At 61.9% G+C, this 4,430-nt stretch carries 5 protein-coding genes; all 5 read left to right on the top strand.

Features of this window, described 5'->3' with window-relative positions; genetic code table 11:
• Positions 1 to 174: 174 nt before the first annotated feature.
• The 5 genes from AC1DY5_RS43570 to AC1DY5_RS43550 all read left to right on the top strand — a co-directional run bounded on the left by AC1DY5_RS43570 (position 175) and on the right by AC1DY5_RS43550 (position 4,395).
• Positions 175 to 729 carry an OmpA/MotB family protein gene (locus AC1DY5_RS43570; protein WP_478120630.1) on the top strand — a complete coding sequence of 185 codons (555 nt, stop codon included), beginning with the start codon at positions 175 to 177 and terminating at the stop codon, positions 727 to 729.
• Positions 730 to 852: 123 nt separating this feature from the next.
• Positions 853 to 1,383, top strand: a complete 531-nt coding sequence (locus AC1DY5_RS43565; protein WP_478120629.1) for a hypothetical protein — start codon at positions 853 to 855, stop codon at positions 1,381 to 1,383.
• Between the two features lie 24 nt (positions 1,384 to 1,407).
• Positions 1,408 to 2,619: a hypothetical protein gene (locus AC1DY5_RS43560; RefSeq protein ID WP_478120628.1), complete on the top strand. Its 1,212-nt coding sequence runs from the start codon at positions 1,408 to 1,410 to the stop codon at positions 2,617 to 2,619.
• Positions 2,620 to 2,797: 178 nt separating this feature from the next.
• Positions 2,798 to 3,436, top strand: a complete 639-nt coding sequence (locus tag AC1DY5_RS43555; protein WP_478120627.1) for a hypothetical protein — start codon at positions 2,798 to 2,800, stop codon at positions 3,434 to 3,436.
• A 35-nt stretch (positions 3,437 to 3,471) separates the two neighbouring features.
• On the top strand, positions 3,472 to 4,395 hold the full coding sequence (locus tag AC1DY5_RS43550; RefSeq protein ID WP_478120626.1) for a haloalkane dehalogenase: 924 nt from the start codon (positions 3,472 to 3,474) through the stop codon (positions 4,393 to 4,395).
• Positions 4,396 to 4,430 lie beyond the last annotated feature (35 nt).

The raw sequence follows: 4,430 nt of genomic DNA, 5'->3' as shown, positions 1-4,430 counted from the left end.
GGGTGCAGTCCTGCACCTTGCGGGCCCGTTGTTGTGGCCAGCTGCTGCGGTTCACGCCGTCGTCACGCTGCTGTTGTGCTGGACACGGCAGGACACGCGACGCGTTGCGATGGACTGAACTCACTCCGTCTTCGCTTACCCGATCCCATTTGTTCAACGTCGAAGGAGAAGATCATGAAGTCCATCACCAAGTTCGGGCTGATTCTGTGCGCCGCCCTGCTGGCCGCGGGTTGCGTGACCAAGCAGACCTACAACAAGGAAGTGAGCACCGCCGACACCTACCAGGCGCTCAACACCAAACTCTCGAGCGAGCTGAGCAGCGACCAGGCGCAGATCACCCAGTTGCAGAACCAGCTCAAGGTGACGCTGGTCAACGAGGTCCTATTCCCCGAGGGTGGCTGGACGCTCAACGCGAAGGGTGAGGAGACCCTCGCCAAGATCGCGCCGAACCTGTCGAACCTGCCGGGCCAACAGATCATCGTCCAGGGGTTCACCGACAACCTGCCGATCGGTGGCACGCTGAAGTCGCGGTTTCCCTCCAATCTCGAGCTCTCGTCGGCGCGAGCGGACGACGTGGCGCGCTACCTCACCTCGAAGGGCGTGCCGTCGGCGACGATCTCGGGCCAGGGCTTTGGAGAAGCGCGGCCGGTGGCGAGCAACGACACGCCACAGGGCAGGGCAAAGAACCGCCGCGTCGAGATCGTGATCTCGGCGGCCAGTCGGCCGTAGCAGATTGACCGCGTTGCGGTCGGGACGAAGCCCATCGACCGCAATGCGTACCAGGCCGGACCGATTGCATGATCACACAGGCCGACCGGCACCTGTAGACGTTTCAACTTACTGGAGATGGTTATGACGACCCGACGAATCTTTGTTTCTTCCGCGACCCTGCTCGCGTCCGCGACCGCGCTCTCGACAGCAGTGGCTCAGGATGCTGTGCAGCCTGCCAAGCAGGCTGATTTCTTGTTCGTCCAATCGGCGAAAAGCATGAGCTTTGACAAGGCAAGCAACAGGTTGACCCTGCACGGGGTGAGTCCGATCACGGTGTTCTTTTCCGACCGCCCTGAACGCATTGCGGGAAACATGAATACGTCCGCATTCGTACCATTCTGGAGCCAGGGCAAGGACAGCTTTCTTTCCGATCCGCCCAATGCGGACATCTCCATCGTCGAGGGCAATGCACTGCGGCAGATCGTTGCAGTTATCAAGGCCCCTGAATTGAAAGGTGACGACCTGTCCTACACGGTTCAGATCCTTCAGGGCGACATGCCGGCGAAGGGCGCGGAGGTGTCGGTCTTCATCGATGTCATCGGTATGCCGATGACGCCGGTTTCCTATGCCGGCGTGGCACGACGCAGCTACCGCCGAGCCGTCATCCGCTAGTGGTGGCGCCGGAAGAGGCATGCAATGACCACTGTGATTGCAAGCGCCGAAGAACGAGGCGATCTCGACCCAGAAGAGTTTTCGCTCGTGCTCGGGGGCCCGTTGTTCCAGTTCTGGCGGCGTGCCCGACTTTCAGACGATACAGGAAGCCTTTCGCACCGGCGTGCAGTCGTTATGGTGCTTATCGCTTGGGTCCCGCTGCTGCTGCTGTCCTTCGCCGAAGGTCACGCACTGGGGCGGGGCATCGATCTTCCGTTCCTCCATGATCTCGAACTGCAAGTTCGCCTGCTCATTGCGCTACCTCTGCTGATCGTCTCCGAGTTCGTCGTTCATCAGCGCATGCGCACGGTCGTGAGGCCGTTTCTCGACGATGGACTGATCCCGGACGCCTGTCGGACGCAGTTCGACATGGCCGTCACCTCGGCCATGCGTGTGCGGAACTCGGTCGTCGCGGAATTGCTCCTGATCGCGTTCGTGTACGGCATCGGCATCCTGGTTGTATGGCGAAAAGAGCTGACGCTCGATGTTTCGACCTGGTACGGCACCGTCGCCCATGGCGACAGGAAGCTGACGCTCGCCGGCTGGTGGCTGGCCTGCGTGAGCATGCCGATGTTCCAGTTCCTGTTCTTGCGCTGGTATTTCAGGCTATTCATTTGGGCGCGCTTCCTCTGGCAGGTGTCGCGCATCAAGCTGAATCTGCTGCCAGCCCACCCGGATCGCTGCGGCGGCCTCGGATTCCTCGCGCTGGTGCGCGTCGCGTTCGCACCGCTGCTGTTCGCGCAGGGCACTGTGCTCGCCGGCATGATGGCCGACAGGATCTTCTTCGCCGGCGCCAGGCTCGTTCAGTTCGAGGTCGAACTTGTCGCGGTCGTCGCATTCATGGTGTTCGTGATCTTGGGTCCTCTTTTGGTATTCAGCCCGCAGCTCGAGGCGGCTGGACGCAAGGGACAACTTGAGTATGCGGCGCTGGCCAGCCGGTACGTGCGCGAATTCGAGCGCAAATGGCTGCGCAAGAGAACGAACGCCGACGAACCTTTGCTCGGCAGCTCGGACATCCAATCGATGGCGGACATGGCAAACAGCTTTTCGATCGTGGAAGAGATGCGGTGGGCGCCATTCACCTGGAAGACGGTCCTGCATCTTGCGGCAACCACGCTGCTTCCGATCCTGCCCCTCACGTTGACGATGTTCTCAGCGCAACAAGTGCTCGATAGTTTGCTGAAGATTCTCGTATAGGCGGTTTCCGGTTGGCCCCGTCGGCCACCTTTCCGGCCATTTGGCTGCGTCCCCACCTGTCGGAAATTGACACGTCGATGTCTAGAACTGCCATCGTGGGCGCGGGCGCGTTCCTCGATGATCAATGCACGAGATTCATCTCGGGTCTCGCCCGCCACACCCGCCACAGGAACCACATATGTCCAACGAATACATCCTCGGCAATCCGAATCTGGACGTCCGCAAGACCAACCGCGCCATCGATGAACTGATGAAGGTGACGACCAATCCGCGCCACCGCTTCATGCTCGAGGCGTACTACCGCCACCGCTTTCTTGAAATCGCCGGGCGCTATGAAGAGATCTTCACGCCCGACATGACCGTCCAGAACCCCGTCTACCACGTCGAGGTGGCCGGCAACAGCGCCACACTCAACGGAACTGAAGCGGTCAAGGGCTTCTACGCGGTTTGGGCACAGACCCATCAGTCGATCTTCTACGTCGAAGACGAACAGGTGGCTGTCGCCGACAATTTCATCGCGTCGGTGTCTACGATGTACCAACAGACGCACGGCAAGACGCTGGCGGCCAACGGCATCGGGGTAGATGACGAAAATGCCTATTACCTGATCAGGGTTCCCGGAATGCAGATGATCTGGCCGTACGACAACCAAGGCCGCCTGCTAGGTGAAGACGTCTGGGAACCGAATCCGGCAGCACGCACGCTGACCAAGTTGGMTCCATCTGAGGTGCTCACCAGCGAGCGATCCGGCATGCTGCTCGCGCCGTTCATCAAGCCATTGCGCTCCTTCGAGCAGGCGATGCTGCAGGCCGCGTGATCGGCAACAGTCGGGACCGAAAGCGACGCTCCAAGATGATGAAGTTCCTGAGAACACCCGAAGAACGCTTCGTCGGCCTGCCCGACTATCCGTTCACCCCGAACTACCACGAGCTCGCGTCCGGGCTGCGGCTGCACTATCTCGACGAGGGCCCGCGCGAGGCCAAGCCGGTGCTGATGCTGCATGGCGAACCGACGTGGTCGTTCCTGTACCGCCACATGATCCCGCCCGTGGCGGCGGCCGGTCTGCGGGTGCTGGCGCCGGACCTGATCGGTTTCGGCAAGTCGGACAAGCCCGCCCACAAGAGCGACTACACGTACGAAGGCCAAGTAGCGTGGATACGTGACTGGCTGGAGGCGCTCGACCTGCGAGACATCACTCTGGTCTGCCAGGATTGGGGCTCGCTGATCGGGTTGCGACTGGTGGCGGAATCTCCGGAGCGCTTTGCCCGCGTGTTGCTCGGCAACGGCGGCCTGCCGACCGACGCGCTGAAGATCAGCCCCGCGTTTCGCATTTGGCGCGCCTTCTCGCGACGGAGCCCGTGGTTCCCCATCGGTCGGATCGTCCAGGGCGGGACGCGGCGTCGGCTGACAGCGGCCGAGCGCAGCGCCTACGACGCGCCATTTCCTGACGAACGTCACAAAGCCGGCGCACGCGTCTTTCCGTCCCTGGTTCCGACGAGCGGATTCAATCCGCGGGGCAGCGCAGACAACGAGCGCGCCTGGCAGGTGCTCGAACAGTGGCGCAAGCCATTCGTCACGTGCTACAGCGATGGAGACCCGATCACCCGCGGCCTCGAGGGAGAGTTCATGCGCCGCGTCCCCGGCGCACAGGGACAGCCGCACTGCACGCTGAGCGGCGGGCACTTCATGCAGGAGGACGATTCAGCGCGCTTTGCCCGATTGATCGTCGACTGCTGCCGCAATCCAAGCGCCAGCGCCGTCGCCAGCCCCGCTTGAGTACGCTCAGACGTTGCGCGGCCGCTCCTGATAGG

It is taken from the genome of Variovorax sp. P4_D9 (genome assembly GCF_056401695.1).
This window is presented reverse-complemented; position numbering and strand designations above follow the sequence as displayed.